Consider the following 20,545-nt stretch of genomic DNA (forward strand, 5'->3'; position numbering starts at 1 on the left):
TGGAAAGTAGCGAATATTCAATTAGTGAATGAAAATGTAGACATATTGTGGATGCAGATTTCTGCATTTTGTGTTAGGATAGAGTAGTAAATACAACTTAAGAATTGTAAAGATGATTCGCAGATTATTTATTTCAAACATTTTGTGAAAAGAAAGGTGAAACGCAATGAACGTTATATGTTTCCATAACCCGGATGAAGAAAATGGCTATTTAAGTAACTGGTATCTTAGTCATTTCACAGTCAAGGGAATAGATTTTTCGTCAATGGAGCAGTTTATGATGTATCAGAAAGCATGCCGCTTTCATGATGAAGAAATAGCTAATGACATACTTCATACAGATAATGTTGCTGAGATTAAGAAATTAGGTCGTAAAGTACATGGATATGATGAAAATGTCTGGAATGGTATAAGGCATATTATTGTTTATGAGGGATTAAAAGCGAAATTCAGTCAAAACACAGACTTAAAACGACAACTTGTTGATACAGGTGATGCTGTGTTAGCTGAATGCGCAGTAAGAGATCAGATCTGGGGAATAGGTTTATCCATGGGAGATCCAAACAGGTTTGAGCGAAGCAAATGGAAAGGCACCAATCTTCTGGGATATGCTTTAATGTTAGTGAGAGAACAGTTATAAACGGAGGAACACAAAACAAATGCACCTTGAGTTAGCCAAAACATTGCGAAATTACGACAGAAAAAATTTATCAAAGGACATCCTCACCGGGCTGATCATTATGGCTGTCTCGATCCCGATTTCCATGGGCTATGCCCAGATTGCGGGGCTTCCGGCGGTTTATGGACTGTATGGCTCTGTATTCCCGATCATTTTGTTTGGGCTGTTTTCCACATCGCCTCAGTTCATCTTCGGAGTGGATGCAGCACCTGCAGCGTTAGTCGGGGCGGCACTGGTGGAAATGGGAATCCAGAGTGGTTCGAAACAGGCAATGGCGGTTGTGCCGGTGCTCACATTTTTTGTGGCAGTCTGGCTGTTTGTATTTGCATTTTTAAAAGCAGGAAAACTGGTAAACTATATTTCCGCACCTGTAATGGGAGGCTTTATCACAGGTATCTGCACCACGATCATTCTCATGCAGGTGCCCAAATTAATGGGCGGAACTGCAGGAACCGGAGAATTGTCGGAGCTGGCAGAGCATATCTGGGCTACATTAGGGCAGATCAATCTGCCTTCCCTGATTTTAGGTCTGGTTTCTCTGGTCATCCTTCTGGTGATGAAAAAAATCCTGCCCAAGTTTCCTATGGTAGTAGTTCTGATGGCAGCAGGTGTATTATTATCCTATTTCGTCCCGATTTCCAACTGGGGAATCCGTACACTGGATGCAGTAGAACCGGGGCTGCCTGTATGGAGTATTCCTGATTTCTCTGCCATTGGTCTAAAAGAAGCGGTCATCTACAGTCTGTCAATTGCAGTAGTGATCATGGCGGAAACTTTACTTGGTGAGAATAGCTTCGCACAGAAAAATGGTTACAGGGTAAATGCTAACCAGGAGCTGGTAGCCTTTTCCATGGGAAATCTGGCAGCAGCTCTGACAGGCTGTTGTCCGATCAACGGTTCGGTGTCACGTACCGCCATCAGTGAACAGTACCAGGGAAAAACACAGTTGACCGGAATTGTTGCAGGAATTTCCATGATTCTTGTGCTTCTGGGAGCAACCGGGCTGATTGCTTATCTGCCGGTTCCTATGCTGACTGCAATTGTAATCTCCTCACTTCTGGGGGCAACGGAATTTGATCTGGCTGTACGTCTGAGGAAAATCAGCAAAAAGGAATGCCTGATTTACTGGGGCGCATTCTGGGGAGTGCTGACGCTTGGTACCATCAATGGAGTATTGATCGGTATTATTCTCTCCTTTGCCGAGATGATCATCCGTACTGCGAAACCGGCACGCTGTTTTCTGGGAGTGCAGCCGGGACACAGACATTTCGAAGATCTTACGGAAAGTCTGCATAACTGTGAGATTGAGGGAGTAGTGATCTACCGATTCAGCAGCAGCCTGTTTTTTGCAAACATAGATATTCTACAGCAGGATATTGAGAATGCCATTGGATCGGATACCAAAGCAGTCATTCTGGATGCCAGCGGGATTGGCAGCATTGATGTTACGGCTGCAGACAGGCTTGCAATTCTGTATCGTTCTCTGAAGTCAAGAGGAATTCGTTTCTACATAACAGAGCATATCGCTGAGCTGAATGAACAGATGCGCGCACTGGGACTTGGATTTATGATCGAAGAGGGACGTGTGCGTCGGACTATACATGTGGCATTGAAGGATATGGGAATCCATTATCCTTATCCTTTGAAGGGCAATGTAGATAATACAGAACGTTCTCCGTTCAGAAAGCGTGTGGACAACAGTGTACAGGAATTTGTCTGGGCTTTTGGTTCTGATTCTGAGGCAGAGATAGAGAAACAGATCCGTCTGCAGATTGAACAGCTGAAAGAGAACGGAGATATGCAGGAGCTGCTCCATGGTCAGTGGAATCATATGGATGAACTTGATGCAGATGCATGGATTGAGCATCTGGAAGAGCATATGAAAGAAATTGTAAAGATTTCCGGACAGGATGAACAGGAACTGACTGTACGTTTTGAGAAGCATCGAAAGAAACTCCGGGAACAGATGCTGAAAGAGCATCCGGAGCTGGTGGCAATGTTCGAGGAGCGCAGACGGCTTTTGGATGAGCAGCTTGAGAGAAAATGGCCGGATGTGTATGCTCTGGTCTTAAAACAGCGTGAGAAAGATAGCAGGTTAAAATAACAAGCAGTCTGGCATACAAATCAGAGCTTCTGAATCAGCGGATGTTCCCGGTAGTACATCTTGGTGAAGTTCAGGAATTTCTGCATATTGTCGCTGATATATTTCCCCTTTTTCCATATCATTCCGATCTTTATGCGGATGGGTGGACTGAGGGGAATTCCTTTTATGCCGGAAGAGGCAAATCTGTCGGTCATGCTGGAATAGAGAAAACTTCCATATTTACAGGTCTTTACTAGCTGCAAAATCGTATAAATCTGGCTGCTGCGCATGACGATATCCGGAATGTAACCGTCCATTTCGAAACGTGTTTTCAACAACTGGTTCTGTACGGAATCAGCATTGAAAAAGATTAAAGATTCTTTAGACATTTCTTTTGTGGTAACCACTTCTTTGTCTGCCAGTCGGTGGTCATCACTTACACAAAAAACAACCTGGTCGTTGGCAAGGAGAGCCTTGTTAAACTTATCAATATTATACTGTTCCATATTTACCAGAGCCAGATCCAGAGTGTCGTCCTGTACCAGATTGCAGGCACGGACAGAGCCATATTCCTCCAGAACAACAGCGATTTCCGGATATTGGTCATGAAATGCGATGAGAAGCTCAGGAAAAAAGACGGTGCTCAGCATAGGCGGAATTCCGATACGAAGAGGGGGCTTTACTCTCGCCATACTGGAGTAATCTGCCTGAAGCTCGGTGCAGTACTGAAGAATGTAGGTAGCTTTGTTATAAAGCTCTTCGCCTTCTTCGGTAAGAATCAGTCGGTTTCCCTTCCTATAGAAAAGGCTGATGCCGAATTCAATTTCCAGGTCGCGGATAGCAACGGACACAGTGGGCTGAGTAACGTATAATTCCTCGGCTGCCTTGGTGATACTGTGGCAGCGGCTTGCTGTGCAAAAGTAACGGAGTTGGTTAAGTGTCATAAGTAAATACCTCTAAGTTCGTTCTATATGTCATTTCTATAGCAATTGCAGTATTTTCTGAAACTGCTTTAAGTTATCTTCAAATAAAAAATACCATATACCTATCATAATTTCCATATTTATTTCTAAAGTTTTTTTTAATGTAGTAATATTGCATAAAAAAAACCTGCTAAAATTGAGATTATAAAAATTTTTTATGGGGATATGCAACCCATTAATTTGTTTTTTTATACGTGCATGATTTATAATAAACTCATCAAAGGAAACGTGCACGGCCGGTACCTTTCAAGAGAGATTAATAAAAAAGACGGATAAGTAAGACAAAAGCGAAGAGCAAAATAAAAAACGAAATCACAGAGAAAAAGTGAAAGGAGATCAATAAAATGTCTCAACAAACAATCACACTGTTATTTCTTGTGTTTACGATCATTAGTTTCATCCTCGAAAAGATACCACTTGGGCTTACAGCTTCGATCTGTGCAATCGGATTGACACTCACCGGAGTAGTGGATGTATCTACAACGTTTTCACAGTATGTAAACAGTAACGTAATCCTTTGTGTCGGCATGTTTGTAGTAGGCCAGGCACTATTTGAAACAGGAATGGCAAATAAAATCGGAGGTCTGGTCACCAGATTTGCCAGAACAGAAAGAACATTGATTATTGCAATCATGGTAATCGTAGGTGTGATGTCCGGATTCTTATCAAACACAGGTACAGCAGCAGTGCTGATCCCTGTAGTTTGTGGAATCGCTGATGAATCCGGCTATTCAAGAAGCCGCCTTTTGATGCCGCTGGTATTTGCAGCAGCGCTTGGCGGGAATCTTTCCATCATCGGTGCACCCGGAAACCTGATGGGTGTAAACGCACTTCAGGAAATGGGGCTTTCCACAAGCTTTTTTATGTATGCACCGGTGGGAGTCCCGATGCTTCTGGTAGGAATTATCTACTTCGTTTTCATTGGATACAGATTTCTTCCGGATGGAAAAGGGGCTGTAGGGGCAACTGTTGAAAAACAGAAAGATTTCAGTGATGTACCGAAATGGAAACAGACTGTTTCACTGGTAGTTCTGATACTTGTGATTCTTGCAATGATTTTTGAGAAACAGATCGGAGTCAGCATTGAGATTTCTGCATGCATCGGAGCAATCATTCTGGTGCTGGTTGGAGTTCTTTCAGAAAAAGAAGCACTGGCTTCCATTGATCTGAAAGTAGTATTCCTTTTTGGAGGATCTCTTACACTTGCCAAAGCCCTGGACACAACAGGTGCCGGTGAACTGATAGCAGATAAGATCGTAGGACTTCTGGGTGCAGACCCGAACCCGATCGTGCTTCTTCTGGTAATATTCATTGTAACCTGTGCACTGACAAACTTCATGTCAAACACAGCCACAACCGCACTGATGATCCCAATTGCAGTTTCTCTGGCAAACAACCTTGGTGCGGATCCGAGAGCTGTTGTTATCGCAACTGTTATCGCAGGCTCCTGTGCATATGCAACACCGATTGGAATGCCTGCAAATACTATGGTAGTAGGACTTGGAGGATATAAATTCAAGGATTACGTGAAATCAGGTTTACCGTTGATTCTGGTATCCTTCGTGATCTGTATGATCCTTTTGCCTGTTCTGTTCCCGTTCTATCCGTGAGAGGATAAACCATATGAGACGGAAGATTTTCCGCTTAATGTAAATGTATCAATAGAAATAAAGCAGAAAACATGCTGCTTTAGATAAATAACCCAAAATTAAAAGCCAAACAACCCTAAACCATTGAATGATCAGGAGGTAAATCATGACTAAGGAAAATGGAGTTAAAGTATTAACAGACATGGTAGCAGATTTTGTTGCCCACATTGGAAAAAAATTACCGGACGACGTAGTAACAAAACTGGAAGAGCTTGGTTCTCAGGAAAGCGAAGCACTTCCAAAAGTACTTTATGAGACAATGACTAAGAATCAGGGACTGGCTGTAGAACTGAATCGTCCAAGCTGTCAGGACACAGGAGTTCTTCAGTTCTGGCTGAAATGCGGAACTAATTTCCCGTACATCAACGAGCTGGAAGCCCTTTTGAAAGAAGCTGTTGTACAGGCTACTTTTGCAGCACCATTAAGACATAACTCTGTAGAAACTTTCGACGAGTACAACACCAAGAAAAACGTTGGAAAAGGAACTCCGACTGTATGGTGGGACATCGTTCCAAACAGTGATAAATGTGAGATTTACGCATACATGGCAGGAGGCGGATGTACTCTTCCGGGAAAAGCAATGGTACTTATGCCAGGTGCAGGATATGAAGGCGTTACCGATTTTGTTCTTGATCAGATGACAACTTACGGACTGAATGCTTGTCCTCCGCTTCTTGTGGGTGTAGGTGTAGGAACATCTGTAGAGACAGCAGCCCTCAACTCCAAGAAAGCACTTATGCGTCCGATCGGTTCTCACAATGACAATGCAAATGCAGCAAAAATGGAGAAGCTTCTGGAAGACGGAATCAATGCAATCGGCCTTGGACCGCAGGGAATGGGCGGAAAATATTCTGTAATGGGTGTTAATATCGAGAATACAGCCCGTCATCCGTCTACAATCGGTGTAGCAGTAAATGTAGGCTGCTGGTCACACCGCCGTGGTCACCTGACCGTAAATTCTGACCTTACAGTAACCTGTGATACACATTCCACATGGAAATTCAACGCATAATCGGAGGGAAAAAACATGATCGAAATCAGAGGAGATAAAAAAGTTCTTATTACACCAATCAGTGAAGAAGACCTGGCTGCCATCAAAATCGGTGATATTGTATGGCTGGACGGAGAGCTGATGACCTGCCGTGATGTGGCACATCGCCGTCTGGTTGAGTATGGAAGAGAACTTCCATATGATATCAAGGACAAAGCAATTTTCCACGCTGGCCCAATCGTTCGTAAAATTGAGGGAACAGAAGATGACTATGAAATGGTTTCCGTTGGACCGACAACCTCCATGCGTATGGAGAAATTTGAGTATGAATTTACTAAGCTTACAGGTGTAAGAGTAATCGTTGGAAAAGGCGGAATGGGACCGAATACAGAGCGTGCATGCAAAGAATTTGGTGCGATCCACTGTGTATTCCCGGCTGGCTGTGCAGTAGTAGCTGCAACAGAGGTTGAGAAGATCGTAGAACATCACTGGGATGAGCTTGGAATGCCTGAGACCTTATGGTGCAACAAGGTAAAAGAATTTGGTCCACTGATCGTATCTATCGATGCACAGGGCCGCAACCTGTTTGAAGAAAACAAGGTTATCTTCAATGAGAGAAAAGAAGCCGCTAAGCAGGCTATTTATCCGGAAGTTAAGTTCATTAAATAAGGAGGATCCAAACAATGCCTATGACAACTCCTGGAAAATTTGACAGCAACGGAGCATGGGATGGATTTCGCGGTGAAATCTGGCAGGAAGAGATCAATGTCCGCGATTTTATCCAGAAAAACTACACTCCATATGATGGAGACGAAGCATTCCTGACTGATCCTACAGACCGAACACAGAAGTTATGGAACCATGTTCAGAAGCTTCAGAAGGAAGAACGTGAAAAAGGTGGCGTTCTGGAATGTGAGACAGAAGTCGTTTCTGGTCTTACCGCATATGGTGCCGGTTACATCAGTGAGGACATGAAGGAACTGGAGCAGATCGTAGGTCTGCAGACAGATAAACCATTGAAACGTGCATTTATGCCTTATGGCGGTATCCGTATGGCAGTTCAGGCAGCAGAGACTTACGGATATGAGATCAATCCGGAACTGAAGAAGATCTTTACAACCTATGTAACTACTCACAATGATGCTGTTTTTGGTGCCTATACTCCTGAGATGCGTCTTGCCAGAAAAACACATGTTGTTACAGGTCTGCCGGATACTTATGGCCGTGGACGTATTGTTGGTGACTACCGTCGTGTTGCCCTTTATGGAATCGACCGCCTTATTGAGGCGAAAAAAGTGGCTCATTACCGGGCTGGCTGCGGAAACATGTATGATGATGTAATCCGCATGCGTGAGGAAATCAGCCAGCAGCTGAAAGCTCTTAACGGAATGAAAGAAATGGCAAAGGCTTATGGATATGATATCTCCAAGCCGGCAAGAAATGCAAAAGAGGCAGTTCAGTGGCTGTATTTTGGATATTTGGCTGCTGTTAAGACTCAGAATGGTGCAGCAATGAGTGTTGGACGTATTTCTACATTTCTTGACATTTATATTCAACGTGACCTGCAGAATGGTACTCTTACCGAGTCTGAGGCGCAGGAGCTGATCGATCATATGACCATGAAATTCCGTCTGGTAAAATTTGCCCGTATTCCGGAATACAATCAGTTATTCTCTGGAGACCCTACCTGGGTTACTCTGGAAGTAGGCGGTACAAGTCTGGATGGCAGACACATGGTTACAAAGACTGACTATCGTTTCCTTCATACCCTGGAAAACATGGGACCAAGCCCGGAGCCGAATCTGACTGTACTTTACAGTCCAAATCTTCCGACTGCATTCAAGAAATATGCAGCCAAGATTTCCATCGACACCAGCTCTATCCAGTATGAGAATGATGAAGTTATGAAGCCGGAGTGGGGAGATGATTACTCTATCTGCTGCTGTGTTTCCGCAACAAAAACAGGAAAAGAAATCCAGCTGTTCGGTGCACGTGCAAACCTTGCCAAGACTCTGCTCTATGCATTTAACGGTGGTTTTGATGAGAAACACAGGATCCAGTGCGGACCTGCCATGCAGCGCATTACTTCTGAATATGCAGATTATGACGAGGTAATCGAGAAGTTTGACTGGTGGATGGACTGGCTGGCAGACATCTATGTAAATGTGCTGAACCTGATTCATTACATGCATGACAAATATTACTACGAGGCTGCAGAGATGGCTCTGATCAATAATGATTGTGAGCGCTCCTTTGCAACTGGAATTGCCGGATTTTCACATGTTGTTGATTCACTTAGTGCAATTAAGTATGCGAAAGTGAAGATCATCCGTGATGAAGAAGGTATTACAAAAGATTTTGAAATCGAGGGTGACTTCCCGCGCTATGGTAACGACGATCCTCGTGCAGACGAGATCGCAACCTGGCTGCTGCGTACTTTCTTTGACAAGATTCGTCGCCGTCACACTTACCGTGATTCCAAGCCAAGTACTTCTATCCTGACAATTACTTCTAACGTAGTTTATGGTGAAGCTACAGGTGCCACACCGGATGGCCGTAAAGCATACACCTCATTTGCCCCAGGTGCGTCACCATCTTATGGTGCAGAGCAGAACGGACTCCTGGCTTCCCTGAACTCTGTTGCAAAGATTCCGTATCATTGGGCACTGGATGGAATTTCCAATACCCAGACCATTAATCCGGATGCACTTGGACATGAAACCGAGGAACGCAAGAATAACCTGGTTCAGATTCTTGACGGATATTTTACACAGGATGCCCATCATCTGAATGTAAATGTATTTGGTACAGAAAAGCTGATCGATGCAATGGAGCACCCGGAAAAAGAGGAATATCAGAACTTTACTATCCGTGTTTCCGGTTATGCTGTGAAATTTATCTCCTTAACAAAGAAACAGCAGCTTGATGTAATTGCACGTACCTGCCATAAGACTTTGTAATTAACATTATGGGACCACAGGAAATGCTGGACAGAGCAGAAGTGAAAAATAAGTGGAAGCTGACGCCTCTGAAAAACTTTAAATCACCCCGTCTTACAGAACGTATGTGGCGTACTGCTCTGGTAGTATTAATTACTTCTATTATTTATGAATATCCTTTGGAAGGACGAAATCCCTGTTTTGCATTGATTGGTGCAGTATATGGGGTGGGAAGCCAGTTTGAAGAAGGTTTTCATAATGGGATCAACCGTGTGATAGGGACTTTGGTTGGTGGTCTTCTGGCGATCCCTTTTTATAAGCTGTATATCAGTCAGCCCTTTGGAATACCTGGCTGGGTATGGCTTGTTGCAGGGGTTTGTCTTGTACTCTGGTGCAACTTCGCACTGGGCGCAGACTCTGCAATTCAGCCCGGAATTGTGATTTACTTTGTTGTTATGTTTACTGTCGGAAAGGAAAGGGTTTTACTATACACAATCGCGCGTATCCTGGACACAGGCTTTGGCGTACTTCTGACCCTTCTGCTATATGTTTTATATCCATCTAAATATGATAAGGCAAAGGGAGTCTCCTTAAAAACATTCTGGGCTGAAACAAATAATGCATTTCAGTCTTACAAAATTAAAAACCGTACCATGAGGAAAAAAGAACATGAAAACTTTGGTACGGACGATGATAAAAATTTCTCCTTTATTGTTTCAAAAATAAAAAAAGATAAACATCTCTAAGATGAAAAAGAAAAGGCGACTCACAGATTTTTCTCCCATATATGGTCTGTGAATCGCTTTTTTGGTATTTAAAAGAAAAAATAGCCATGGTCATCATTCTGGGAAGTATTGGTCTGATGCTGTTGGAAAATGTGATAGGGGTTGATATGTATCTGATCGCATGTATTGGTGCAGTACTTCTGGTTCTTACCGGTGTTCTTTCTGAAAAAGAAGCACTGGAATCCATCCACATGCCAACCATTTTTCTGTTTGCCGGTGTGCTTGCATTATCTGATGCGATTAAAGTAACCGGTGCAGGTGAAGTGGTTGCAGACCTTATGATCAAAATCATTGGAAATAATACAAATACATACGTGATCATGGCGGTTTTCTTCATGATCCCGTTTATCCTTACGCAGGTAATGTCAAACCTTGCGACTCTGACAATCTTTATCCCTCTGGTAACTTCTGCCTGTATAAAAATAGGCGTAGATCCAAGAGCAGCAGTAGTAGGCGTTCTTACAGCAAGCTGTATTTCCATCATGACTCCAATGGCAGCTCCCTGCCAGATCATGATCATCGAACCAGGCGGATATAAACTGAAAGACTATTTAAAGTGTGGAACACCTTTAGCAATTATACTTGCCATAATGACCATCTTCCTAATGCCTCTCATGTTCCCCATGCAATAAATAGTAACCTTAATACTTCGCGTGCAAAAAGCAATTTCGAAAGAAATTGCTTTTTGTCGTATCTTTCCCTCTGCTTTTTTTGTGGTACGCCTAACGGTAATATTCCGGGAGGTGTTTTTGTTTTTTATTATATAATCAGAAAGAGAAAAATAGACATTTACCTGTAATAAATGTATAATGAAAAATATCGCCAGGTACACTGGCTGAAAATAAAATACTGTTCGGAGAAACATATGAAAAAGTTTAAGATAAATGTACAAGGGTATGGCTGCATTTTATTATGTCTTATTTTATGTATTATGATATTACTTCCCATTCCTGTATCAGCACAGGAGGACAGATCTAAGGTTGTCAGGATAGGCTGGTATGAGGGAACTTATAATACCACAGAAGCAGACGGTCAGAGGAGAGGCTACAGCTACGAATACCAGCAGGCAGTAGCTGCGCATACCGGATGGAAATATGAATATGTGGAGGGAAGCTGGGCAGAACTGATGAGCATGCTGAAAAATGGACAGATCGATCTGCTGGGAGGCATTTCCTATACAGAGGAACGTTCCACTTCCATGCTTTTTTCAGAATTGCCTATGGGAGAGGATAAATATTACCTGTATGTGGATACTTCTAATACAGATATCTCCATTTCAGATCTGACTACATTAAATGGAAAAAGAATCGGTATGCTGCCGAATGCACTTCCTGCCGAAATGTTCCATGAGTGGGAGAAAAGTCATGGAGTGAACACGCAGCAGGTTGATATTACCGGTGCAGATGATGTTCGTCAGAAATTGAAAAATCATGAAATTGACGGATTTGTTTTAAATGAATCTCCACAGTGGGAAAGAGACGATATTTCACCAGCTATTCTGATTGGTAGCTCCTATAATTATTTTGCAGTCAGCAAAAAACGCCCGGATTTGAAAGAAGAGCTGGATCAGGTAATGCAGAAGATAGAGAGGGAGAATCCTTTTTATACAGACGATCTTTATAAAAGGTATCTCTCTGCAAATTCCCTTGAAACTCTTACGGATGAGGAACAGAACTGGCTGGAACAGCATGGGGCGGTCCGGATTGGATATCTGAAAAATGATGTGGGTATCAGCCTTGTGGATACGGAGTCAGAGAAACCGGTAGGAATTATTAACGATTATATTAGTCTGGTATCCGGTTATCTGGGTGAACAAGCCATAGAATTTCAACTGACAGGTTTTGAATCCCAGGAGAAAGAGCTGCAGGCATTAAAGGATAACAGGATTGATATGATTTTTCATATGAACCAGAATCCATATGAAGCTGAGCAGAATGATATTGTATTGTCAAATACTGTTTTTGAAATTAATGTTGCAGTACTCACCGGTGTTAAGAAGTTTGATGAAAATAAAGAGAATACAGTAGCAGTGAGCAGGAATAACCTGCTGGGGAAGTGGTATATTTCTTTTAATTATCCATTCTGGAAAATAAAGGAATACGACTCATCTGCTGAGGCCGATAAAGCAGTTCAAAGTGGCGAGGCAGACTGCTTTGTTGTGAAGGCAGGACAGTCATTAAAGACACTGGAGGACAGCAAAATGCGCAGTATTTTTCTTACGAAATCCGGCGCTTCCTGCTTTGCGGTCACCAGGGAAAACACAACATTAATGAATATCCTGAACAAAACCATTCAGACTCTGCCTGCTTCCAGACTTTCCAGTCAGTTTTACGTATATGAAAACGCACCGGGCAAGGTTACTCTGGCAGAATACATAAAGGATAATCTGCGGGTAGTTTCCATTTGGTTTGTAAGTGTGGTCTTGATTATTGTATGGATTATAGTTTATCTGCTGATACAAGCGAGAAAAGCCAAGATTCAGGCAGAAAAGGCTAATGCCGCCAAATCAGAGTTCCTTTTCAATATGTCTCACGATATCCGGACACCCATGAATGCCCTGCTGGGATACAGTGAGCTGATAAAAAGGGAACTGACTGATCCGAAACTTCTGGATTATCAGGAGAAGATGGAACAGTCCGGAAATCTGCTTCTGTCTATTATCAATAATGTGCTGGACATGGCCCGGATCGAAAGCGGTAAGGTGGAACTGGATGAAGATTATGTGAAGATCAGAGATATTTATCAGGGAATTTACAAAATTTTCCAGGCGGAAGCGGAGAAAAAATGTATTCACCTTAAGATGGAATATGATGTCAAGCATGAGCACGTAATCTGCGATGAGACGAAGAACAAGGAAATTTTCCTCAATCTGATCAGTAATGCGGTAAAATATACAGCTTCAGGGGGAAGAGTTACCATAAGGATCACAGAGCTTGACTGTGACAGGAAAGACTATGTGCGGATACGGACTCAGGTAATTGATACAGGTATCGGAATGAGCGAAGAATTCCTTCCATCTCTCTTTGAGGCTTTTGCCAGGGAACGAAATACAACAGACGGAAAGATTGCGGGAACAGGTCTGGGAATGCCGATCATAAAGAAGTATATTGATATGATGTACGGAACTATTGAAGTAGAAAGTAAGCAGGGAGAAGGAAGTAAATTTACAGTTACCCTGGAATACAGGATTGCTGATAAGAGCTACTATGAACAGGATACGGAAAAATCTTCAGATATGGATGAAACAGACAGAATCAGCGGAAAATATATTTTGCTTGCCGAGGATAATGATCTGAATGCGGAAATCGCACAGTTTATCCTGGAGGATATGGGACTTATGGTTGATCGTGTTGAGGATGGAGTTCAATGTGTGTCAAGGATAGAACAGAAACCGGCAGGCACCTATGACCTGATCCTTATGGATATCCAGATGCCGAATATGGATGGCTACAAAGCGACAGAGGTAATCCGAGACCTGGCAGATAAGAGCAAAGCAAATATTCCAATCATTGCCATGACAGCCAATGCCTTTGAGGAAGACAGAAAGAAAGCACTGGCAAAAGGAATGAACGGACATATTGCGAAACCTGTGGATATTGAGAAGATGAGAGAAATTCTGCAGAATACTTTTAAGCGATAATATGGATTACCTCAGAGCGTGTTTGAAAAATCATTTCTTGTGGAAGGTATTTTCAAACACATTTCAGGCAATCGACAGACTGGGAAGGGAATACAGAAATTAAATGAAAGAAAAAGAATCAATGAGCAGAACAGGAAAAAGGATTGTATGCATATGCATGGTCCTAAGTCTGATTCTGACCTGCATCCTGTGTGCGACACCCGCCACAGCAAAAGCTGCGGAGGAAGAAACCACGGAAAGAGTTGTCCGCGTAGGTTCCTTTGAGGACACCTTTAATTATGTCAATGAGAAAGGTGCAAGGAAGGGATATGGATATGAGCTTCTGGAAACTCTGTCCGGCTATACAGGATGGAAGTTTGAGTATGTCACCTGTGACTGGTCCAACTGTTTTGAAAAGCTTATAAACGGTGAATTTGACATTATGGGTGATATTTCCTATACAGAGGAACGCGCAAAGCAGATGCTGTTTTCCGATGAACCTATGGGTGAGGAGAAATATTATCTGTATGCAGATCTTTCAGATACGGATATTTCAGCTTATAATTTCCAGACACTGAATGGAAAACGGATCGGTGTGCTGAAAGGAACCCAGCCGGAAGTCATGCTCACAGAATGGGAGCAGAAATATAACCTGGAAACAACACATGTGAATATAGCCAATAATGATGATGTGAAAAGAAAGCTGGCAGATCATGAAATCGATGCCTTTGTTTCCCTGGAGGAGTCTTTATGGGCTGCCCAGGGGATTTCTACAGTTGTAAATGTGGGAAAATCTGGCATTTATTATGCAATCAACAAGGATCATCCGGAGATCAAAGAAGAACTGGATAATGCCATGCGCAGACTGGAGGATGATAATCCATTTTACCTGGCAGATTTGTATAAGCAGTATTTTTCCATGGATTATACACCGATTCTTTCCGGTGAGGAGAAAAAATGGCTGAAAGAGCATGGGGCCATCCGCATCGGATTCCTGAAAGATGATACAGGCATCAGCACCATAGAGATGCCTGACGGCAGATTCAGCGGTGCAATGACTGACTATATTCAATATGCAGCAGGCTGTCTGGGAAACCAGAAGCTGGATTTTAAACTGACAGAATATAACAGCTATGAGGAGGAGACTGAAGCCCTGAAATCGGATGAAATTGATATGATCTTTCATTTCAGTCAGAATCCGGACACAGCAGAGGAATACCATTTCGCTTTTACCAATACAGCCTGGATCTATAATCTGATGGCTGTCACCAATAAGACATCTTTCAATGAGAATGAATCAAACCGTATTGCAGTTCCAAAGGATGATCTGCCGTTGGAAAAGCATATTGAATATTACTATCCTCAGTGGGATGTCGTAGAGTGCGATTCTGTGGATGATGCGGCAAATCTTGTGATAAAGAAGCAGGCAGACGGATTTGTTACAGGAGTTGCGTCTGCATTGGATTACAGTGAAAAATACAATTTATATAGTTTGCCTCTTTCTAACCCTGAGAAGTCGGCTTTCGCAGTAAAAAGCGGTAATCATTACCTGCTGTCCATACTGAATAAGACCATTAAAGCCATGCCTTCCAATATGCTTACAAGTGCCATCGCCATGTATGAGAGTACACCGGGGAAGGTCACTCTGGCAAAATTTGTAAAGGATAATCTGACTGTGGTTTTACTGTGCAGTGCAGTGGTTATTATGCTGATCCTGATATCAATCCTGGGCTTGCTGAAAAAAGCGCGTCAGGCTGAGGTTGCTGCAAAACAGGCTGCAGATGAAACACAACAACTGAACAAAAAGCTGCAGATTGCTGTGGAAAAGGCAGAGAGTGCGAACCTGGCAAAGACCAATTTCCTGAATAATATGTCTCATGATATCCGTACACCTATGAATGTGATCCTGGGATACAACCGGATGCTTGGAAAGAGACTGACAGATCCCAAACTTCTGGATTATCAGAAAAAGATAGAGCAGTCAGGAAATATGCTTTTATCGATCATTAACAATGTGCTTGACATGGCGCGGATTGAGAGCGGCAGGGTGGAACTGGATGAGGATTATATAAAAGTAAGCAGCATACTGAGAGAATTTTATGATGTTTTCGAAGAGGAAGCACAACAGAAGGGGATTACTTTTTTACATGAGGATAATGTGATACATCAGTATATTATCTGTGATGGCACCAAGATAAGAGAAATTATGATTAATCTTCTCAGCAATGCAATTAAGTATACACCGGACGGTGGCACCGTATCTCTGATAACCACAGAACTTCCGTGCAGCGAGGAAGGATATGTAAGGATAAAAACAGAGGTTACGGATACCGGAATTGGCATGAGCAAAGAATATCTCCCCATTATCTTCGAGTCCTTCAGTCGGGAACGGAATACAACAGCCGGAAAAATAGGCGGAACCGGACTGGGAATGTCTATTGTGAAAAACCTGGTTGATATGATGGGCGGAACCATCGAAGTAGAAAGCGAATCCGGGAAAGGAAGCCGTTTTACTGTCATACTTCAGCACAGGATTGCAGATGCAGGATGTTATGAAAAAAGATCAGAGCAAAAAACAGATGATTCAGCAGAAATCCTTAGAGGAAAGCATGTGTTGCTTGCAGAGGATAATGATCTGAACGCAGAGATTGCAACAGCAATTTTGATGACTGCGGGACTGGTAGTTGACAGAGTGGAAGATGGCCTTCAGTGTGTCCGCAAAATCGAACAGTCTCCGGCAGGCACCTATGACCTGATCCTTATGGATATCCAGATGCCGAATATGGATGGCTACAGGGCAACAGAGATGATCCGCGGACTGTCAGATAAAGACAAAGCCACTATTCCGATCATAGCCATGACAGCCAATGCCTTTGAGGAAGACAGAAAAAAGGCACTGGCAAAAGGAATGAACGGACATATTGCAAAGCCTGTTGATGCAGAAAAAGTTGAGAAGACTATTTGTTCGGTTTTAGGCAGCCAGAGTGAACAGTAACGCGACACGTTAAAGTACAGAACAGGTATTCGCTTGCTCTGTACTTTTTTTATATGGGATGATATACTGAAAATATAACCATATTAAACATATTTCAATTTTTGATAAGTGAAATTTGATTAAAACAGGAGAATATTATGGATCATTTTGAATTGCATTCCGAGTACAAACCAACTGGAGATCAGCCTCAGGCAATTGAACGTCTGGTCAGAGGCTTTAAAGAAGGCAACCAGTTCGAAACTTTACTGGGTGTCACCGGTTCCGGCAAGACATTTACCATGGCAAATGTCATCGCCCAGCTAAACAAACCAACCCTCATCCTCGCCCACAACAAAACTCTCGCGGCGCAGCTCTACGGAGAGATGAAGGAATTCTTCCCTGAGAACGCAGTGGAATATTTTGTCTCCTATTATGACTACTATCAGCCGGAGGCTTATGTCCCATCCTCAGACACCTATATTGCCAAAGACTCCTCCATTAATGACGAGATTGACAAACTCCGTCTCTCTGCCACAGCCGCAATGTCAGAGCGGAAAGACGTAGTGGTCATTTCCTCCGTTTCCTGTATCTACGGACTGGGTTCCCCTCAGGAATTCTTTGACATGATGATCTCTCTGCGTCCGGGAATGACCAAAGACCGGGATGAGGTAATCCGGGAACTGATCGACATTCAGTACACCAGAAATGAGATGGACTTCCACCGAAGCACCTTCCGTGTCCGTGGAGATACCCTGGAAATTTTTCCTGCCAACAGCTCCGATACAGCCGTGAGAGTAGAATTTTTCGGAGATGAGATCGACCGTATTTCAGAAATTGATGTACTGACAGGAGAAATCAAATGCCAGCGTTCTCATATCAGCATCTTCCCTGCATCCCACTATGTAGTACCAGCAGAACAGATCCAGAGAGCAGCTGTAGCAATAGAAGAAGAATTAAAAGAACGTGTAGAGTATTTCAAAAGCGAAGATAAGCTTCTGGAAGCCCAGCGAATCTCAGAACGCACCAATTTCGACATTGAAATGATGAAAGAAACCGGATTCTGTTCAGGAATCGAAAATTATTCCCGACATCTGTCAGGATTAAAGCCCGGACAGCCGCCATACACACTGCTGGACTATTTTGGAGATGACTTCTTACTTATTATAGATGAATCTCATATCACAGTACCTCAGGTAGGAGGAATGTACGCCGGTGACCAGAGCAGGAAGCAGACATTGGTGGACTATGGTTTCCGTCTTCCCTCAGCCAAGGATAACCGCCCCTTAAGCTTCGAAGAATTCGAATCCAAACTGGATCAGGTCATGTTTGTATCCGCCACTCCGGGACAATATGAGTATGATCATGAACTCCTCCGTGCAGAACAGATCATTCGTCCAACCGGACTTCTGGATCCGAAAGTAGAAGTCCGCCCCATTGAAGGCCAGATCGATGATCTGATCGGAGAAGTAAACAAAGAAGTGTCAAAGAAACACAAAATCCTGATTACCACCCTCACCAAAAGAATGGCAGAAGACCTGACAGAATATATGAAAGAAGTAGGAATCAGAGTCCGTTACCTCCATTCCGATATTGATACCTTAGAGCGTGCCCGCATCATCCGGGATATGCGTCTGGATGTCTTTGATGTTCTGGTAGGAATCAACCTCCTTCGAGAAGGCCTGGACATCCCGGAAATCACCCTGGTAGCAATCCTAGATGCAGACAAAGAAGGTTTCCTCCGTTCCGAAACCTCCCTCATCCAGACCATCGGACGAGCTGCCCGAAACAGCGAAGGTCACGTGATCATGTACGCAGACAACATGACCGATTCCATGCACAAAGCCATCACCGAAACCAACCGCCGCCGAACCATCCAGGAAGCCTACAACAAAGAACACGGAATCACTCCGACTACTATCAAAAAAGCAGTCCGCGACCTCATCGCCGTATCCAAAGCAGTAGCCGAAACCGAAGTCCGACTCCAGAAAGACCCAGAGTCCATGACCCGTAAAGAACTCACCAAACTCATCGCCCAGGTAGAAAAACAAATGCGCGCCGCAGCCGCAGACCTCAACTTTGAACAGGCCGCCGAACTACGTGATAAAATGATCGACCTGAAAAAGAACCTTGACGCTCTTGATAAATAGAACAAATGACCTGAAACAAGAAAATACTAATTGCGGTCAAGCCTGCGAGAAGAAAAGAATGACCTAAAACAGGAAAATAATAATTGCGGTCAAGCCTACGAGAAGAAAAGAATGACCTGAAACAGAAAAAGAACAATTACAGTCAAATCTGTGAGAGAAAAAGAATGATCTGAAACAGGAAAATAATAATTGCGGTCAAGCCTGCGAGAAGAAAAGAATGACCTGAAACAAGAAAATGATAATTACGGTCAAGGCTATAAGAAGAAAAGAATGACCTGAAACAAGAAAATAACAATTGCAGTCAAGCCTATGAGAAGAAAAGAATGACCTGAAATAGGAAAAGAAAAATTACAGTCAAGGCCAGGGCAGGAAAAGAATGACCTGAAACAGGAAAAATATTTTTATGGTCAATTCCAGAACAGGTTACAAGTAATATGAGATAAAAAATGATGTTACAGTCAATTTCTCACAGCATTCTTTTCATCAAATCAAATAAATAATATTGTTATGAAATAACAAAAAATTCACAAAATAATATTGACAAACCAAATCAAGAGTGCTATCTTATGAGCATAAGGTGTTAGCACTCCTAAAACATGAGTGCTAACAAACCAAAAACAAAGGCAGTAAAGGAGTGGAACTTCATGGATCAGGAATTAGATGATCGTAAAAAGAAAATACTAAAAGCCATCATCAAAACCTACATGGAAACAGGCGAACCGGTGGGTTCCCGGACCATTTCCAAGTTTGCAGATTTAAATGTAAGCTCTGCCACCATCCGGAATGAGATGTCAGACCTGACAGATATGGGATATATCGTACAGCCCCACACCTCAGCCGGAAGAATTCCTTCTGATAAAGGTTATCGCCTCTACGTAGACGAGCTGATGAGAGAAAAGGAATCAGAGGTTCAGGAAATCAAAGATCTCATGATCGAGAAAACCGATAAAATGGACAAAATGCTGAAGCAGGTAGCAAAGGTACTGGCCTCCAATACCAACTATGCAACAATGATCTCTGTTCCACAGTACAGCGGAAGCAAGATTAAATTCATCCAGCTTTCCCGTGTGACACCCCTTCAGCTTGTGGCAGTAGTAGTGAGTGATAACAATGTCATCCGAAACCAGATCATCAATCTGGATGAGGAGATGGACGATCAGACAATCCTGAAATTAAATCTTCTTCTTAACACCAACTTAAATGGGGTGCCCATTCAGGATATCAACCTGGGAATGATTGCCCGCCTGAAAGAACAGGCAGGTGTACATGGCTCTGTGGTTGGCACAGTCCTTGATGCAGTGGCAGACACCATCCAGGTAGACGAAGACGATATGCAGATATATACTTCAGGAGCAACCAACATTTTCAAGTATCCGGAGCTTGCAGACACAAGCAAAGCGAGCGAGCTGATTTCAGCATTTGAAGAGAAGCAGGATCTGGTAGACCTGGTGAAAGAGAGAATGTCTGATACAGAGAACACAGGAATTCAGGTGTACATTGGTGATGAAATGCCGGTGCAGACCATGAAAGACTGCAGTGTAGTCACAGCCACTTACGAACTTGGAAAAGGAATGCATGGTACCATCGGTATCATCGGTCCCAAGCGTATGGATTATGCAAACGTAGTTGACAGCCTGAAGGCTTTGAAAGTCCAGCTGGACGAACTGATTAAGAAAGAGAGTTAGAAAGGCGGTAA

At 43.0% G+C, this 20,545-nt stretch carries 13 protein-coding genes; 12 read left to right on the plus strand and 1 reads right to left on the minus strand.

What is annotated here, in order from left to right; genetic code table 11:
- Window positions 1-166: 166 nt before the first annotated feature.
- Window positions 167-640 (plus strand): NADAR family protein, encoded by a 474-nt coding sequence (locus ACESZG_RS16655; protein WP_195284841.1) that lies wholly within the window; start codon window positions 167-169, stop codon window positions 638-640.
- A 19-nt stretch (window positions 641-659) separates the two neighbouring features.
- On the plus strand, window positions 660-2,783 hold the full coding sequence (locus ACESZG_RS16660) for a SulP family inorganic anion transporter (protein WP_373218765.1): 2,124 nt from the start codon (window positions 660-662) through the stop codon (window positions 2,781-2,783).
- A 20-nt stretch (window positions 2,784-2,803) separates the two neighbouring features.
- Here ACESZG_RS16660 and ACESZG_RS16665 read toward each other — a convergent pair whose 3' ends face one another.
- Window positions 2,804-3,706 carry a LysR family transcriptional regulator gene (locus ACESZG_RS16665; RefSeq protein ID WP_373218767.1) on the minus strand — a complete coding sequence of 301 codons (903 nt, stop codon included), beginning with the start codon at window positions 3,704-3,706 and terminating at the stop codon, window positions 2,804-2,806.
- Between the two features lie 383 nt (window positions 3,707-4,089).
- Between ACESZG_RS16665 and ACESZG_RS16670 the strand changes: the two genes are divergently transcribed.
- The 10 genes from ACESZG_RS16670 to hrcA all read left to right on the plus strand — a co-directional run bounded on the left by ACESZG_RS16670 (window position 4,090) and on the right by hrcA (window position 20,534).
- Window positions 4,090-5,355, plus strand: coding sequence for an SLC13 family permease (locus tag ACESZG_RS16670; protein WP_025579211.1), 1,266 nt, complete (start codon window positions 4,090-4,092; stop codon window positions 5,353-5,355).
- A 145-nt stretch (window positions 5,356-5,500) separates the two neighbouring features.
- Window positions 5,501-6,406 (plus strand): L(+)-tartrate dehydratase subunit alpha, encoded by a 906-nt coding sequence (gene ttdA, locus ACESZG_RS16675; protein WP_118508277.1) that lies wholly within the window; start codon window positions 5,501-5,503, stop codon window positions 6,404-6,406.
- Window positions 6,407-6,421: 15 nt separating this feature from the next.
- Entirely contained in the window at window positions 6,422-7,054 is a 633-nt protein-coding gene (gene ttdB, locus ACESZG_RS16680) for a L(+)-tartrate dehydratase subunit beta (RefSeq protein WP_373218769.1), read from the plus strand.
- 14 nt (window positions 7,055-7,068) lie between these two features.
- Window positions 7,069-9,345: a formate C-acetyltransferase gene (gene pflB, locus ACESZG_RS16685; protein WP_173720396.1), complete on the plus strand. Its 2,277-nt coding sequence runs from the start codon at window positions 7,069-7,071 to the stop codon at window positions 9,343-9,345.
- 23 nt (window positions 9,346-9,368) lie between these two features.
- Complete coding sequence (locus tag ACESZG_RS16690) at window positions 9,369-10,070, plus strand: FUSC family protein (protein ID WP_055153986.1); 702 nt, start codon at window positions 9,369-9,371, stop codon at window positions 10,068-10,070.
- A 41-nt stretch (window positions 10,071-10,111) separates the two neighbouring features.
- Window positions 10,112-10,741 carry an SLC13 family permease gene (locus tag ACESZG_RS16695; RefSeq protein WP_373218772.1) on the plus strand — a complete coding sequence of 210 codons (630 nt, stop codon included), beginning with the start codon at window positions 10,112-10,114 and terminating at the stop codon, window positions 10,739-10,741.
- A gap of 233 nt (window positions 10,742-10,974) precedes the next feature.
- Window positions 10,975-13,749: a transporter substrate-binding domain-containing protein gene (locus ACESZG_RS16700; RefSeq protein ID WP_373218774.1), complete on the plus strand. Its 2,775-nt coding sequence runs from the start codon at window positions 10,975-10,977 to the stop codon at window positions 13,747-13,749.
- A 103-nt stretch (window positions 13,750-13,852) separates the two neighbouring features.
- A complete protein-coding gene (locus tag ACESZG_RS16705; protein WP_373218776.1) occupies window positions 13,853-16,723 on the plus strand; it encodes an ATP-binding protein in 2,871 nt (956 codons plus the stop codon).
- A 137-nt stretch (window positions 16,724-16,860) separates the two neighbouring features.
- A complete protein-coding gene (gene uvrB / locus ACESZG_RS16710) occupies window positions 16,861-18,849 on the plus strand; it encodes an excinuclease ABC subunit UvrB (RefSeq protein ID WP_022379890.1) in 1,989 nt (662 codons plus the stop codon).
- Between the two features lie 644 nt (window positions 18,850-19,493).
- On the plus strand, window positions 19,494-20,534 hold the full coding sequence (gene hrcA / locus ACESZG_RS16715; RefSeq protein ID WP_022381212.1) for a heat-inducible transcriptional repressor HrcA: 1,041 nt from the start codon (window positions 19,494-19,496) through the stop codon (window positions 20,532-20,534).
- The last annotated feature ends 11 nt before the right edge of the window (window positions 20,535-20,545 follow it).

The organism is Blautia sp. Marseille-P2398 (assembly GCF_964240315.1).
Lineage (GTDB): Bacteria > Bacillota > Clostridia > Lachnospirales > Lachnospiraceae > Blautia_A > Blautia_A wexlerae.

Coding starts and splice junctions, on each gene's coding strand:
- hrcA (WP_022381212.1), top strand. CDS start 19,494: ATGGATCAGGAATTAGATGATCGTAAAAAGAAAATACTAAAAGCCATC.
- ACESZG_RS16700 (WP_373218774.1), top strand. CDS start 10,975: ATGAAAAAGTTTAAGATAAATGTACAAGGGTATGGCTGCATTTTATTA.
- pflB (WP_173720396.1), top strand. CDS start 7,069: ATGCCTATGACAACTCCTGGAAAATTTGACAGCAACGGAGCATGGGAT.
- ACESZG_RS16705 (WP_373218776.1), top strand. CDS start 13,853: ATGAAAGAAAAAGAATCAATGAGCAGAACAGGAAAAAGGATTGTATGC.
- ttdA (WP_118508277.1), top strand. CDS start 5,501: ATGACTAAGGAAAATGGAGTTAAAGTATTAACAGACATGGTAGCAGAT.
- ACESZG_RS16660 (WP_373218765.1), top strand. CDS start 660: ATGCACCTTGAGTTAGCCAAAACATTGCGAAATTACGACAGAAAAAAT.
- uvrB (WP_022379890.1), top strand. CDS start 16,861: ATGGATCATTTTGAATTGCATTCCGAGTACAAACCAACTGGAGATCAG.
- ACESZG_RS16670 (WP_025579211.1), top strand. CDS start 4,090: ATGTCTCAACAAACAATCACACTGTTATTTCTTGTGTTTACGATCATT.
- ACESZG_RS16695 (WP_373218772.1), top strand. CDS start 10,112: ATGGTCTGTGAATCGCTTTTTTGGTATTTAAAAGAAAAAATAGCCATG.
- ACESZG_RS16690 (WP_055153986.1), top strand. CDS start 9,369: ATGCTGGACAGAGCAGAAGTGAAAAATAAGTGGAAGCTGACGCCTCTG.
- ACESZG_RS16655 (WP_195284841.1), top strand. CDS start 167: ATGAACGTTATATGTTTCCATAACCCGGATGAAGAAAATGGCTATTTA.
- ttdB (WP_373218769.1), top strand. CDS start 6,422: ATGATCGAAATCAGAGGAGATAAAAAAGTTCTTATTACACCAATCAGT.
- ACESZG_RS16665 (WP_373218767.1), bottom strand. CDS start 3,706: ATGACACTTAACCAACTCCGTTACTTTTGCACAGCAAGCCGCTGCCAC.